General features: G+C 66.2%; 11 protein-coding genes. 7 read left to right on the top strand and 4 right to left on the bottom strand.

Annotated elements, in window-relative coordinates; genetic code table 11:
- Positions 1–4: 4 nt before the first annotated feature.
- Together AC07XB_RS05810 and AC07XB_RS05815 are read left to right on the top strand one after the other, a co-directional pair.
- Positions 5–931: a LysR family transcriptional regulator gene (locus tag AC07XB_RS05810; RefSeq protein WP_492374258.1), complete on the top strand. Its 927-nt coding sequence runs from the start codon at positions 5–7 to the stop codon at positions 929–931.
- A gap of 92 nt (positions 932–1,023) precedes the next feature.
- Positions 1,024–1,545 (top strand): OsmC family protein, encoded by a 522-nt coding sequence (locus AC07XB_RS05815; RefSeq protein WP_492826539.1) that lies wholly within the window; start codon positions 1,024–1,026, stop codon positions 1,543–1,545.
- Positions 1,546–1,560: 15 nt separating this feature from the next.
- On the opposite strand, the gene AC07XB_RS05820 is transcribed toward AC07XB_RS05815, so the two are convergent.
- From AC07XB_RS05820 to AC07XB_RS05830, 3 genes are all read right to left on the bottom strand, one after another.
- Positions 1,561–2,943: an FAD-binding oxidoreductase gene (locus tag AC07XB_RS05820; protein ID WP_492374260.1), complete on the bottom strand. Its 1,383-nt coding sequence runs from the start codon at positions 2,941–2,943 to the stop codon at positions 1,561–1,563.
- Positions 2,944–3,227: 284 nt separating this feature from the next.
- Entirely contained in the window at positions 3,228–4,823 is a 1,596-nt protein-coding gene (gene garD / locus AC07XB_RS05825; protein ID WP_492826537.1) for a galactarate dehydratase, read from the bottom strand.
- A 78-nt stretch (positions 4,824–4,901) separates the two neighbouring features.
- A complete protein-coding gene (locus AC07XB_RS05830; protein ID WP_492826535.1) occupies positions 4,902–6,257 on the bottom strand; it encodes an MFS transporter in 1,356 nt (451 codons plus the stop codon).
- A gap of 509 nt (positions 6,258–6,766) precedes the next feature.
- On the opposite strand from AC07XB_RS05830, the gene kdgD reads away from it, so the two are divergent.
- Complete coding sequence (gene kdgD, locus AC07XB_RS05835) at positions 6,767–7,681, top strand: 5-dehydro-4-deoxyglucarate dehydratase (RefSeq protein ID WP_492826533.1); 915 nt, start codon at positions 6,767–6,769, stop codon at positions 7,679–7,681.
- Between the two features lie 94 nt (positions 7,682–7,775).
- On the opposite strand, the gene AC07XB_RS05840 is transcribed toward kdgD, so the two are convergent.
- Positions 7,776–8,735: a LysR family transcriptional regulator gene (locus AC07XB_RS05840; RefSeq protein WP_492807334.1), complete on the bottom strand. Its 960-nt coding sequence runs from the start codon at positions 8,733–8,735 to the stop codon at positions 7,776–7,778.
- Positions 8,736–8,835: 100 nt separating this feature from the next.
- Between AC07XB_RS05840 and AC07XB_RS05845 the strand changes: the two genes are divergently transcribed.
- The 4 genes from AC07XB_RS05845 to AC07XB_RS05860 all read left to right on the top strand — a co-directional run bounded on the left by AC07XB_RS05845 (position 8,836) and on the right by AC07XB_RS05860 (position 13,185).
- Positions 8,836–10,104, top strand: coding sequence for a CaiB/BaiF CoA transferase family protein (locus AC07XB_RS05845; protein WP_492374266.1), 1,269 nt, complete (start codon positions 8,836–8,838; stop codon positions 10,102–10,104).
- A complete protein-coding gene (locus AC07XB_RS05850) occupies positions 10,104–11,135 on the top strand; it encodes an NADPH:quinone oxidoreductase family protein (protein WP_492374267.1) in 1,032 nt (343 codons plus the stop codon). Before AC07XB_RS05845 ends, AC07XB_RS05850 begins: the two co-directional genes overlap by 1 nt.
- On the top strand, positions 11,111–12,157 hold the full coding sequence (locus AC07XB_RS05855; protein WP_477132411.1) for a tripartite tricarboxylate transporter substrate binding protein: 1,047 nt from the start codon (positions 11,111–11,113) through the stop codon (positions 12,155–12,157). Before AC07XB_RS05850 ends, AC07XB_RS05855 begins: the two co-directional genes overlap by 25 nt.
- 113 nt (positions 12,158–12,270) lie before the next feature.
- Positions 12,271–13,185, top strand: coding sequence for a helix-turn-helix domain-containing protein (locus tag AC07XB_RS05860; protein ID WP_492807331.1), 915 nt, complete (start codon positions 12,271–12,273; stop codon positions 13,183–13,185).
- Position 13,186: the final 1 nt, after the last annotated feature.

The following is a 13,186-nucleotide window of genomic DNA, read 5'->3' on the forward strand; positions in this document are numbered from 1 at the left end:
TGCGATGAACTCCGAGGATCTGGCCTGCTTCGTCTGCGTCGCCAACACGCAGAGCATCTCGCGCGCCGCGCTCGAAATGGGCGCGGACCAGTCCACCGTAAGCCGGCAGATCGCCCGGCTGGAAGCCGCGCTGGACACCCGCCTGTTTCACCGCAGCGGGCGCGGCGTGGTGCTGACCGAAGCCGGCCAGACGTTGATTGTCTATGCGCGGCAGGTAGCGGCCACGCTCGCCGAAGCCCGCGAAGCCATCCGCGCTTCGTCGGCGCAAGGCCCTGCGCAACTGGTGATCGCGGCGCAGCCCACCATCGCCAACACCGCATTCGCCAGCATCGGCACCGCGCTCAAGCAACGCTTCCCGGCGACCAAAGTGCGCTTCGTCGAAGGACTGGCCAGCCCCGTGCTCGCCTGGCTGGCGGCTGGCGAGATCGACGTAGCCCTGCTCTACCTGCCCGAGCAGCAAGGGGCGCTGAAGGTCGACATCCTGCTGGAAGAAGACCTGACCCTGGTCACGCCGACATCCTGGAGCCACCTCGGCCCGACCTTTCCCGTGCGCCGCCTTGGCGAAGTGCCGCTGATCCTGCCCAGCACCGGACACGGCCTGCGCGTGCTGGCCGAATCGCTCGCTGCTCGCGCGGGCACCACCCTGCAACTGGCGCTGGAATGCGACGCGTCCAATACCGTATCGATGCGCCTGGTGGAAGACGGCTGCGGCGCCACCCTGCTGCCGTTTGCCGCGGTCGCGGATCGCGTAGCGCAAGGCCGGCTGCATTCCGCCCGGCTGGTGGATCCGGTCGTGACGCGGCAGGTGGCGCTTGCCACCGCGCGTAATCGCACACCGGTGCCGGAATTGTGGGACATCATGCAAACGGTGCGGCAGTCTGTGCGCAATATCGTGATGTCGGGGGCGTGGCCGGGGGCGCGGTTGATTTGACACCTCAGATGCTGGCTGCCTGTTGCCGCCTTGAAGGTTTTGCAACCGCCGCCTAGGCTCGATGCCTGAAGCCAACGCTTGGGAGAACGCCCGTGCACGCCGACCAACTCCGCACCCTCCAGGCCCCGCTCAAGGAAAAGTACCGAGAACACCCCGAGGCTGCCTTGATCACCTTGCGTGCATCGAGCCGCCTGGGCGAGGGGGTTACCTGCCACGTCGAAACCGGCAAGGCCATGGTCCAAGCCGGCCTGCATCCTGCCACCGGCGGCACCGGCCTGAGCGCCTGCTCCGGCGACATGCTGCTGGAGGCCTTGGCCGCCTGCGCTGGCGTCACGCTGAATGCGGTGGCTACCGTGCTGGGCATCGTGCTGCGCGATGCGCGCGTGCTGGTGGAAGGCGACCTCGATTTTCGCGGCACGCTTGGCGTGAGCAAGGACGCCGCCGTGGGCTTGCGCGCGATCCGGATGCGGTTTGAACTGGATACCGATGCGCAGGCCGAGCAGCTCGAATCGCTGCTGCGGCTGACCGAGCGCTATTGCGTGGTGTATCAGACACTCGCCCGCGGTACGAAGATCGACGTAACCCATGCCGCCGGCACGGGGCCGGCGGCATAGCCTGCCGGGAAGCGTTCAGGGCTTGATGTTCTGGTTGTGGCGGAACAGGTTGTTGGGGTCGTACCGCCGCTTGACCTCGACCAGCCGGGCATGGTTCGGCCCGTACGCGGCACCGACGCGATCGCCCTCTTCCTGCGTCAGGAAATTCACGTATACGGAGCCAAGCGCGTACGGTGCGGCGGCCTGGAACACCTCGCGCGACCAGGCGATGCAGGCGGCGTCGTCGGCCGGCTCGGTCCAGCGTCCATGCACGTTCATCACGTAGTTGGCATCGCGATTGGGGTAAGCCATGGCGTCTGCCGCGACCCGGTTGGTCTGGCCGCCCATGGCGCCGATGAAGATCTCGGTGTGCGGCGAGGGCAGCTTGTTGACGTAATCCACCAGCAACGTGAGCAGGCCATCATCCAGCCCGGCGAAGTTGTGCGATTTCCAGTAGTTGCGCGCCCCCGGCGTGAGCAGAGGATCGAACGCCTGCTGCCACGCAGCAAACGGCATGGGTCCGACATGCTCGCCATAGGGCGTGCCGAGATGGCGCAATGGCTCAACCAGTTGCGGCCCGTTGGCTGGCGGCCCGATGTAGCAGATGGCCAGCGCCACGATGGGCTTGCCATGGGTCTGCGGCGGCAGGAACGGCAGCGGCGGCGCGAGCCGCATCACGGCCCACACGGTCAGCTCGTCGGGCATGCCGTCTAGGCGGTCGCGCAGGGCTTGCAACACGGCCACGCCCTGCTCCAGTGGATAGACGATCAGGCCACCATAGATCTCCGGGCCGACTGGCCGCAGGGCGAACTCGAACATGGTGACCACGCCGAAATTGCCGCCGCCGCCGCGAATGGCCCAGAACAGGTCAGGATGCTCAGTGGCGCTGGCGTGCACCAGCTTGCCATCGGCTGTCACCACCTGGGCGCTGACCAGGTTGTCCACGGTGGTGCCGTACTTGCGGCTGATCCAGCCAAAGCCGCCGCCCAGGGTGAGTCCGGCCACGCCGGTGGTGGAGTTGATGCCAAGCGGCGTGGCAAGGCCGAAGGCCTGCGCCTCGTGGTCGAAATCGCCCAGCGTGGCCCCGGGCTCGACATAGGCGCGCAGCGCGGTGGGGTCGATCCGCACCGACTTCATGCCCGACAGGTCCAGCGTGATGCCGTCATCGCAAAGCGCCAGGCCGCCGATGTTGTGGCCGCCGGCGCGTACTGACAGCGGCACGCCGTTGTCCCGCGCGAACGCGACCGTATCGATGACATCGGCCGCGCCGGCGCTTTTGACGATCAGCGCGGGACGGCGGTCGATCATGGCGTTCCAGACTTGCCTCGCCTGCTCATAGCCCGGCTCGCCAGGTTGCAGCACCTGGCCTCTCAGTTTCGACTTCAACCCATTGACCAGCTCACTCGACAAATCGGCCATGATGCACCTCGCGACGGAATCCCGGATAGGGGTTCGGCCGCGGCACTGGCCGCGCGCCACGAAGCAAGGCTTGATCCGTGCTTCATCCGTCTCCGGCGTCATGTCGGGGAGAGGATGGCATGGCGAACTGAAGGGGGGAAGGCAGCAGGCGTGGTAGCCAGGAGAAGGGCCGAATCCTTCCTCATTTAAGGTTGGCCCCCGGCGAATGTAAAGCGGCCGGGACACTGGTCCCGGCCGCGTATCGCCGCATCGATTTTCTTGGCCGCGCTGGCCGGGCTAACGGGTCAGGTTACCGGCGCCGGGTTGAACAGCACCAGCGAGTTGTGCAGCTTGTGGTGCTCGGCCCAGGTCTTCTTGCGCCCGCTCGCCACATCCAGCATCAACCGGAACAACTCCCAGCCCACATCCTCGATGGTGGCCTCGCCGGTGGCGATGCGGCCAGCGTTCACGTCCATCAGGTCGTGCCAGCGGCGTGCCAGATCGCTACGCGTTGCCACCTTGATCACCGGCACTTCGGCCAGGCCATACGGCGTGCCGCGGCCGGTGGTGAATACGTGCAGGTTCATGCCGGCGGCCAGTTGCAGGGTGCCGCAGATAAAGTCGCTGGCGGGCGTGGCCGCGTAGATCAGGCCCTTTTGCTTGAGCTTCTCGCCGGGGGAGAGCACGCCGGTGATGGCCGTGCTGCCCGACTTGACGATCGAGCCCATGGCCTTCTCGACGATATTGGACAGGCCGCCTTTCTTGTTGCCGGGCGTGGTGTTGGCGCTGCGGTCGACACGGCCCTTTTCCAGGTAGCGGTCGTACCAGTCCATCTCGCGGATCATGGCCTGCGCCACTTCCGGCGTGGCGGCACGCGCGGTGAGCTGGTCGATGCCATCGCGCACTTCAGTGACCTCCGAGAACATCACGGTGGCGCCCGCGCGCACCAGCAAGTCGGTGGCAAACCCCACGGCGGGATTGGCGGTCACACCCGAAAATGCATCGCTGCCGCCGCACTGCACACCCACCACCAGCTCCGAGGCCGGGCAGGTTTCGCGGCGGCGCTGGTCCAGCTTGGCCAGGTGCGTATGCGCCATTGCCATGATGGAATCGATCATGCTCTCGAAGCCGACGTGCTCGTCGTCCTGCAGGCACACCACGCCAACATCCAGGCCGCCGGGCAAGCTGCCGGCCGGCAACAGGCGCTCCGGCTGCAGCTTCTCGCAACCCAGGCTCACCATCATGGCGGTGCCGCCGAAATTCGGGTTCAGCGCGATATTGCGCAGCGTGCGGATCGGCACGATCGCGTCCGGCGCATCGATGGCCACGCCGCAGCCGTAGGTGTGCTCCAGCCCCACCACGTCGTCCACATTGGGATACTGCGGCAGCAGCTCGGCCCGGATGCGCCGCACCGCGTGCTCCACCACGCCCGACACGCACTGCACGGTGGTAGTGATGGCGAGGATGTTGCGGGTGCCGACCGAGCCGTCCGGATTGCGAAAGCCCTCGAAGCTATAGCCTTCCAGCGGTGGCAGCGGTTCCGCCACGCGCGTGCCGACAGGCAGGTTGTCCAGCCCGGGCGCCACCGGCATCTCGATCACGCGCTCGTTGACCCAGCTGCCCTTGGGCAGGTCGCGCAGCGCGTAGCCGATCACCACGTTGTAGCGCACCACGGCATCGCCAGCCGCCAGGTCCACCAGCGCCACCTTGTGGCCCTGCGGCACCCGCTCGCGCAGCGTCAGCCCGCAAGGAAATACCGTGCCCTCGGGCAGGCCGCCATCGTTGGCGACGATTGCCACGTTATCCAGCGCGTGGATGCGGATGTACAGCGCAGTGCCCTGCACCTGCGCAGCCGGCCGCGAACCGCGTGGCTGTTCTACTTTGATATCGATCACCGACATGTCTTTTTTCCTTGCGAAACACTTGGCCGCTGCGCCGGGGCGGCACCTGCGCAGCAGGCACCACTCAATTCAGGGATTTCAGGGATGCTTGAGCTCGACGCGCTTGATTTCCTTGACGATCACCAGGTAGCTGATCACCGTCACCAGCGCGTTGGCGCCGACAAAGACCAGCGCGCCATTGAAAGAACCGGTGGTGCCAAGGATATATCCGATCACGATCGGCGTGACGATGCCCGCGATATTTCCGAACATGTTAAAGATGCTGCCGGCCAGGCCAATCACTTCCTTTGGTGCCGTATCCGCCACCACGGCCCAGCCCAGCGCGCCGATGCCCTTGCCGAAAAAGGCCAGTGCCATGAAGCCCACCACCAGCCACTCGCTATCCACGTAGTTGCAGGCAATCATGCTGACCGACAGCAGCATGCCGGCGACGATCGGCACCTTGCGGGCCACCGTCAGCGAATAGCCGCGGCGCAGGAACCCATCGGAAATCACGCCGCCCAGCACACCGCCCAGGAACCCGCAGATCGCCGGCAGCGATGCGACAAACCCCGCCTTCAGGATCGACATGCCACGGGCCTGCACCAGGTACACGGGAAACCACGTCAGGAAGAAGTACGTCAGCACGTTGATGCAGTACTGGCCCAGGTACACGCCCAGCAGCATCCGGTTGGAGAGCAGCTGGCGCACATAGAACCAGCGCGTGCCGGAGGCTTCCTTGTCCTTCTTGCCAGCGTCGCCGCTCATCTCGATCAGGCCGCCGCCCTGCTTGATGTAGTCGAGCTCGGCGCGATTCACGCCCGGATGGCTCGCCGGGCTGCGCACCACCTTGAGCCAGAGACCAGCCAGCACCATGCCCAGCGCGCCCATCCACAGATAGACGTGGTGCCAGCCCAGCGCGTGGGTCAGCCAGGCCATCAGGGGCGTAAACAGCACCGCGGCAAAATACTGCGCGGAATTGAAGATGGCCGAGGCCGTGCCGCGCTCGGCCGTGGGAAACCAGCTGGCCACAACCTTGGCATTGGCCGGGAACGCCGGCGACTCGGCCAGGCCCACGGCAAAACGCAGCACGAACAGCGTGGTCACGGCCGCGCCGACCGTGGCGAATCCGCCGATAAAGCCCTGCAGCAGGGTAAAGAGCGACCACAGGAAAATGCTGCAGGCATAGATGCGGCGCGCGCCAAAGCGGTCCAGCAACCAGCCGCCCGGGATCTGCGCCATCACATAGGCCCAGCTGAAGGCCGAGAAGATAAACCCCATCTGCACGGCATCGAAGCCGAACTCCGAGCGCATCGCCGGGCCGGTGATGGAAAGCGTGGCGCGGTCGGCATAGTTCACCGTCGTCACCACGAAGATCATCAGCAGGATCCAGTAACGGACGTGGCTGCGACGGGTGGCCTCGCCGGCCACGCTGAGGGTATTGCTGAGATTCATGGTGTCTCCTGCACGAACCGGATTGGAGATGGGAGGCCGTCTTACGTCATACGGCTCTCGGCCATCTCGCCTATTTGGCCGGTTACGTGATATGTCATCGTATAACTTGAATTATAAGCACCCGGTTTCATCGGCAACATTGAGTGTTTACCCTAGCTCCGAGACAACTGCTCTGGGTAGGGTGCGTTAGCCGTTGCAGCGGCGCGGTTGGTCCGGGTGCTCCGACTGGAAGATGCCACGCCCCAAGCTTTCAGCCAGCTTTCAAGGCGAATTCATGAGATTCTGCCATACGCGTTCCATTCCGCGCCTGGACTGCTCCCCCCTGCCCTGTCTCTTCATATTGACGGTCGCTGGCAAAGCCGAAGGCCGAAACCCTTTGCCAAAACAAAAGTACTTGCGCATTCAAATCTCAAGTTGTACGATGACGTATCTCGAAATTGCGCAGACGAAAGTCATGCACAAGAACCACTGAACCAACACCGCCCTTGCGGGTATCAGGACCAGCCATCATGACCACACCACAAGAACTCAAGCAGATCGTCTCGGAAGGCCTGCTTTCCTTCCCCGTGACCGACTTCGACGCGCAAGGCAACTTCCGCCCCGAGACCTATGTCGAGCGCCTGGAATGGCTGGCCCCCTACGGCGCCACCGCCCTGTTCGCCGCCGGTGGCACCGGTGAGTTCTTCTCGCTGACGCCGGACGACTACGCCAATGTCATCCGCACCGCAGTGGAAACCTGCGCAGGCAAGGTGCCCATCCTGGCCGGCGCCGGCGGCCCGACCCGCATGGCCATCGCCTACGCCAAGGAAGCCCAGCGCCTGGGCGCCAAGGGCATCCTGCTGCTGCCGCACTACCTGACCGAAGCCTGCCAGGACGGCATTGCCAACCATATCGAAGAAGTCTGCAAGTCGGTCCACATCGGTGTGATCGTGTACAACCGCGGCAATTCCCGCATCAACGCGGACATGCTTGAACGCCTGGCCGACCGCTGCCCCAACCTGATCGGCTTCAAGGACGGCGTGGGCGAGATCGAAGGCATGGTCCGCATCCGCCGCAAGCTGGGCGACCGCCTGTCCTACCTGGGCGGCCTGCCCACCGCGGAAGTCTATGCCGCGGCCTACAAGGCGCTGGGCGTGCCCGTGTATTCGTCGGCCGTGTTCAACTTCATCCCCAAGACGGCGATGGACTTCTACCGCGCGATTGCCGCCGACGACTACGCCACCACCAACCGCCTGATTGACGAGTTCTTCCTGCCGTACCTGGACATCCGCAACCGCCGCGCAGGCTACGCGGTGAGCATCGTCAAGGCCGGCGCCAAGCTGGTCGGGCATGACGCCGGCCCGGTCCGCGCGCCGCTGACGGATCTGGACGAGCAGGAACTGGCGATGCTGGATGCGCTGATCAAGAAGCTGGGGCCGCAGTAAACCAGACGGGCTTGCCCAGCCAACCGCCGCAGGCGCGGCTGGCGCAGGCTTGCGCTGCTCGCGCCAATGACGTCGCGCCAACGCCGCCAAACTATCACGCGGCGTCAACCTCCGCGCCCGCCTTATGCCCGCCCCAGTTCCCCGCCTGGCTCTCCAGCCGCGCGCGGATGAAGTCCATCAGCGTGCGGGTGGCCAGCGTGGGAAACCGATTCGGCGCGGTCAGCATGTAAATGCTGTCGCCCACGCCTTCGGGCTCGTACTCGGGCAGCACCTCCACCACTTCGCCACGCCCGATCTGCTGCCACACGGCATAGCGCGGCAGCAAGGCAACGCCGAGTCCTGTCATCATCGACTCGAACAGGAAGGGATAGTCGCCGGACTGGATGCGCGGGGCGACCCGCAGGATCAGCGGCGTGCCGGCCAGCTTCAGCTTGAGATCGAAGCGCCGACCCAGCGACGCTGGCGCGATCAGGTCGCAGTGGGCAAGATCCTCCGCGCGGCTGACCGGCCCGTGCTCCGCCAGGAATGCGGGCGATGCGCACAGGCACCAGCCTACCGCGCAAATCTTGCGCGCCACATGATCCTCCGGCGGCAGGGAGGTGATCTTCAACGCCACATCCACCTCGGCGGAGATCAGGTCGCCGATATAGTCATTGATCAGCACGCGCAGGGAGATGGCCGGGTATTGCCGGGCGAACTCCAGTAACACCTGCGCCAGGTACAAGTGCCCGAGCCCTGTGGGCAGGCGGATCCGCACATCGCCGCGCACGGTCTGGCCGAGACTGTCGATGGAAGTGCCCGCCGCTTGCAGCTCATCCAGCATGCGCACGCCGTGCGCATACAGCAGCCGCCCGGCCTCGGTCAGCTCCACATGGCGGGTGGTGCGCCGCATCAGTTGCGCGCCCATATGCTGCTCCAGCGCCTTGAGCCGGCGCGAGACATTGGAGCGGGTCATGCCGCCGCGCGCGGCGGCGGCCGTGAGCGTTTTGGATTCCACCAGCGTGACGAACAGCCGGATCAGGTTCAGGTCGAAGCTTGGATTATTGTCAATCATGAGTCAACACGGGTGGCACAGGCCGGCGGATTGTCACGGCCAGGAGTACGCCCTAGCATAGGGCATCCGACGCGACATGACGACTCCCAGATCCCTGCCGATGGCCAAGACCGACCTGCAATCCGCGCTACCTTCGCATACCCCGCCTTCACCCGAAGCTGTCGACGAGCTGCCCTTCTCCGGCCTGCGCATCCTGGATATCAGCCAGGGCATCGCAGGCCCCTACTGCGCGCACATCCTCTGGCAGCAAGGCGCCGACGTCATCAAGGTCGATCCGCCTGCTGGCGACTGGGGCCGGCATGTTGGCGTGGTGCGTGGCGAGCACAGTGCGCTGTCCATCGCGTACAACGCCGGCAAGCGTGGCGTCTGCATCGATGCGGCCACCGACGCCGGCAAGGCGTTGTTGTTCGACCTCGCGCTGCGGGCGGATATCGTGGTGCAGAACTTCCGGCCGCAGGTCGCCGAGCGCCTTGGCGTTGGCTACGCCGCGCTGTCCGCGCGCAACCGGGCGCTGGTCTATGTGTCCATCAGCGGCTACGGCGCGGACGGTCCATATGCCGACCACCCGGCCTCGGACTCCGTGATGCAGGCCGACAGCGGCCTCATGCACACCAATCGCATGCCGGACGGCTCGCCGCGGCGCATCGGCATGCTGCTGGCTGACGCGGCCACCGGCCTGTACGCGGCGCAGGCCGCCGCCGCCGCCTTGTGCAGGCGCTTTCGCAGCGGCGTCGGCGCGCATGTCGAGCTAAGCTTGTTCGACGCCTGCGTGGCGCTGCAGGCCAACAATATCCTCGAATACGCCATCCAGGGCGCTGTGGCCGCCGGGCCGGTGAGCGCGCCGAATGGCGTCTTTGCCACCAGCGATGGCAGCCTCACCTTGCTGGCGCTCAACAACGCGCAATTCGGCAGGCTCTGCCGCGCGCTGGATCGCCCTGGCTGGGCGCAAGATGCGCGCTTTGCGGACAACGCCAGCCGCATGGCGCACGCGGCCTGGCTGCAGGACGCTGTGGCGGCGGTGCTTGCCGGCAAAAGCACGGCGCACTGGCTCGGCATCCTGCAGGCGCATGACATCCTTCATGCGCCGGTGCGCAACTACCAGCAAGTGCTCGACCACCCGCTAGCGGCACCGCAGGGGACCTTCCAGACGATCGAGCAGGCGGGGCTGGGTGCCTTGCCGTTTGCCGGCATCCCCGCCAAGGGCATGCGGCGGGCGGCCACCGCCGCGCCGCGTGTCGGAGAACACACCGAAGCCGTGCTGCGTGAGTACGGTGTCACCCCGGACAAGCTCGCGCAATGGCTGGAGATGGGCGTGGTCAGGCAGGCCAGCCCTCTGGCGGGCAATGCCACCGCGGGAGCCAGGGCATGATGCGGGCCCTGCTCTGCGAGCATTTCGGCAAAGCGCAAGACGTTCGCCTTGCCAGCATCCCGCGCCCGGCATTGGCGGATCCGCACGCCGTCACGCTGGCCGTGGAGTACGCAAGCGTAAGCCACGCCACAGGCCTGATGGTGGCAGGCCGCTATCAGACCAAGCCGCCGCTGCCGTTCGTGCCCGGCACCGAGGCGGTCGGCCACGTGGTGGCTTGCGGCGCCGCTGTAACCCGCCTGCGCCCTGGCGACCGCGTGGCTGCCATTGCCGACTGGGGCTGCTTTGCCGAAGAAGTCACGCTGCCCGAATACACGGTCTACCCCATTCCCGATGCGCTCGACGCGCTGCAAGCCCTGCCGATCCCCCTCTCCTACGGCACCGCCTACTGCGGCCTGGTGTGGCGCTGCGCCGTGCAGCCCGGCGACACGGTGCTGGTGCTTGGCGCCGGCGCCGGCGTGGGCCTGGCCGCCGTGGAAATCGCCCACCAGTTGGGCGCGCAGGTGATTGCTTGCGCCAGCACCGAAGCGAAACGCGCTCAGGCCCTGCAGCGCGGCGCCCAACATGCGCTCGCGCCGGAAGACCTGGCCGCCGCCGTCAAGCGTGTGAGCGGGGGGCGCGGTGCCGATGTGGTGGTGGACCCGGTAGGCGGCGACCTGTTCGACCAGGCGCTGCGCGCGGCGGCCGCCAACGCGCGGATTCTCAGCATCGGCTTTGCCAGCGGCCGCATCCCGCAAGCGCCACTGAACCTGCTGCTGGTAAAGAACCTGACGCTGCATGGATTTTTCGTAGGCCGCTACATTGGCTGGACGCCCGCCAACGAGCGGGCACAGCATGCCCACGCATTGCAAGCCGTCATGAAGACACTGTGCGGCTGGGCTAGCGAAGGAAAGATCCGACCGACCGTGTCGAAGGTGTACCCGATGAACGGGCTGGCCGAGGCGCTGGACGCGCTGGAAGCCAGGCAGGTCATCGGCAAAGTCGCAATAAAAATCAAGGAGACTAACGCATGCCAAGCCGATTCAGGGTCCTGAACACGCAACACAGTACGCAGCACACCAAGCATCGCCGGTCCGCGTTGCGCCTTGCCCTGCTGGCAACGTTGGCAACCACCGCGCTTGCTGCCTTAGGCACGTCGCCGGCCCGTGCCGCCGACGATTTCCCGCAGCGCCCGATCCGCATGGTGCTGCCTTACCCGCCGGGCGGCCCCACGGACCTGCTGGCGCGCGTGGTCGCCGTCAAGATGGGCGACACGCTTGGCCAGACGGTGGTGATCGACAACAAGCCAGGCGCCAGCGGGATGATCGGCGCGGAAATGGTCGCCAAGGCTGCGCCCGATGGCTACACCATCCTGGCCAATGCCTCGCTGCATGTGATCAACCCGAGCATCTATCCAAAGATGCGCTACGACGCCTTCCGTGACTTTGTGCCTGTCACGCAACTGGCCGATGTGCCGCTGGTGCTGGTGGTCAACAACGATTCGCCGGTCAAGACCGTGCAGGACCTGATCGCCTATGCCAAGGCCAAGGGCGGCAGCATCAACTTCGGCTCGGCCGGCAACGCGTCGGCCCAGCAACTGGCGGGCGAATCGTTCAAGTTCGCCGCCAATGTCTCGATGCAGCACGTGCCGTACAAGGGCAGCTCGCCCGCGCTGACCGACCTGATGGGCGGCCAGATCCAGTTAATGTTCGATTCCATGCCATCGGCCATGCCGTTCATCAAGGCCGGCAAGCTGCGCGCCGTGGCCGTCACCACGCTCAAGCGCGCGCGTGCCCTGCCGGACGTGCCGACGGTGGCGGAGTCGGGCTTGCCCGGCTTCAATATCAGCACCTGGTACGGGTTGTGGGCGCCGCGCGGCACGCCAGCACCGATCGTGGAGAAACTCGCGGCCCACGCCGCGCAGGCACTGCGCCAGCCCGACGTGCAGCGCCAGTACGCCGACATGGGCGCCGAACCGGTGGGTTCTTCCCCCGCAGAGTTCGCGCGCTACACCGCGGCAGAGGGCAAGAAGTGGGCCGAGATCGTGCGCAAGTCGGGCGCCAAGGCGGATCAATAGCCATCGGTGGCCATCGGTGGCCATCGGTGCGCGGCCGTGGCAAGCGGCAGCACCGATGGACAGATCCGGCCCCCCGGCGGGACAATTGTCACCCCGGTGCCCGCCCCCGCCCCATGAAAACCGTCCCGACCTACTCCCTCTATGGGGTCAACTCCAACGAGCCCCTGCTGGAACAGCTGCATTTCGAGTCGATCCCGGAGCGCAGCGGCGTCAACGACTGGGAGATCAAGCCACACCGCCATGAACGTTTCTTCCAGGTGCTCTACGTGCACCAGGGCGGCGGCCGCGCGCTGCTCGACGACCGCGAGTACCCCTTGGGCGCGCGCACGGTGGTAACGGTGCCGCCGCGTTGCGTGCATGGTTTTCGGTTTACGCCGGACGTGGATGGCATCGTCATTACCATGACCGACCACTACCTGCACACGCTGCTGGCTGGCGTGCCGGATGCGCTACCGTTGTTCGAGCGGCCCTACCATGACCCGTTCGGTGACCCGGCTGGCGGCGAGCGCGATGACGCCACCGTGCTTGCCGGGGCGCTGGAACTGTTCCGCGCGGAGATGAACGCAGTATCGCTGTGGCGCGGTGCTGCCTTGTCGGCGCTGCTGTCCTTGTTGCTGGTGGGCATTGCCCGGCGCGCTTGCGGCGCGGGTGCAACCGGGGCGCAGCCGGCGGGCAGGACCGCACGCCATTTTCAGCAGTTCCAGCAACTGGTAGAGGCACGTTTTCGGAACCACCAGGATCTGGCGGGCTATGCCGACACGCTCGGCATCTCGTCCACCCAGCTCAACCGGATCTGCCAGCAGCTTGCCAGCAGGAGCGCGCTGCAGCTGATCCATTCGCGCCTGATCGTGGAGGCGCAGCGCGACCTGCTCTATAGCGATCTCGACATCAAGCAGATCGCCTCGACCCTGGGTTTTGCGGACGCCGCGTATTTCGCGCGCTTCTTTGCGAAGCATGTTGGGCAGACGCCCAGCGCATTCCGGCAGCACGGGCGCGCCCGCCTGCCGGCGCCGCAAGCCGCGCGCTAGC

The sequence above is a fragment of the Cupriavidus sp. GW821-FHT02F09 genome, from assembly GCF_059421605.1.

Bases quoted from the DNA above. Each gene is read 5' to 3' on its own strand.
- AC07XB_RS05810 (WP_492374258.1), top strand. From the start codon at position 5: ATGAACTCCGAGGATCTGGCCTGCTTCGTCTGCGTCGCCAACACGCAG.
- AC07XB_RS05820 (WP_492374260.1), bottom strand. From the start codon at position 2,943: ATGGCCGATTTGTCGAGTGAGCTGGTCAATGGGTTGAAGTCGAAACTG.
- garD (WP_492826537.1), bottom strand. From the start codon at position 4,823: ATGTCGGTGATCGATATCAAAGTAGAACAGCCACGCGGTTCGCGGCCG.
- AC07XB_RS05830 (WP_492826535.1), bottom strand. From the start codon at position 6,257: ATGAATCTCAGCAATACCCTCAGCGTGGCCGGCGAGGCCACCCGTCGC.
- kdgD (WP_492826533.1), top strand. From the start codon at position 6,767: ATGACCACACCACAAGAACTCAAGCAGATCGTCTCGGAAGGCCTGCTT.
- AC07XB_RS05840 (WP_492807334.1), bottom strand. From the start codon at position 8,735: ATGATTGACAATAATCCAAGCTTCGACCTGAACCTGATCCGGCTGTTC.
- AC07XB_RS05845 (WP_492374266.1), top strand. From the start codon at position 8,836: ATGGCCAAGACCGACCTGCAATCCGCGCTACCTTCGCATACCCCGCCT.
- AC07XB_RS05850 (WP_492374267.1), top strand. From the start codon at position 10,104: ATGCGGGCCCTGCTCTGCGAGCATTTCGGCAAAGCGCAAGACGTTCGC.
- AC07XB_RS05855 (WP_477132411.1), top strand. From the start codon at position 11,111: ATGCCAAGCCGATTCAGGGTCCTGAACACGCAACACAGTACGCAGCAC.
- AC07XB_RS05860 (WP_492807331.1), top strand. From the start codon at position 12,271: ATGAAAACCGTCCCGACCTACTCCCTCTATGGGGTCAACTCCAACGAG.